The sequence below is a fragment of the Brevibacterium sp. SIMBA_078 genome (assembly GCF_046534565.1).
Lineage (GTDB): Bacteria > Actinomycetota > Actinomycetes > Actinomycetales > Brevibacteriaceae > Brevibacterium.
Genome location: NZ_JAWRYQ010000573.1, coordinates 1 through 237 on the forward strand (window position 1 = coordinate 1; position 237 = coordinate 237).

Genomic DNA, 237 nt, shown 5'->3' on the forward strand with positions numbered 1-237 from the left:
GACCTGCTCCCATTGCAAAACCGTGAACTTGAGCAATTACAGGTTTATCTATTTCCTCAAGCAACAGAGGGATACGTTGGATTTTTTTCCATAATGAATTTTTTCTTGCTAAACCGGTTGTCGTGATATCTTCCTTACTATGATAAAACCCTTCGCCAGCTTGCATAGCCTTGATATCTCCACCAGCACAAAAGGCGTTTCCATTTCCTTTTACGATTAATACACTTATCTCTTCAG

Annotated in this window: 1 protein-coding gene; it reads right to left on the reverse strand. The window is 39.7% G+C overall.

What is annotated here, in order from left to right; genetic code table 11:
* Positions 1-237, reverse strand: a 237-nt coding sequence (locus SB749_RS20845; protein ID WP_410711995.1) for an enoyl-CoA hydratase/isomerase family protein, incomplete at both ends; no start/stop codon positions are given.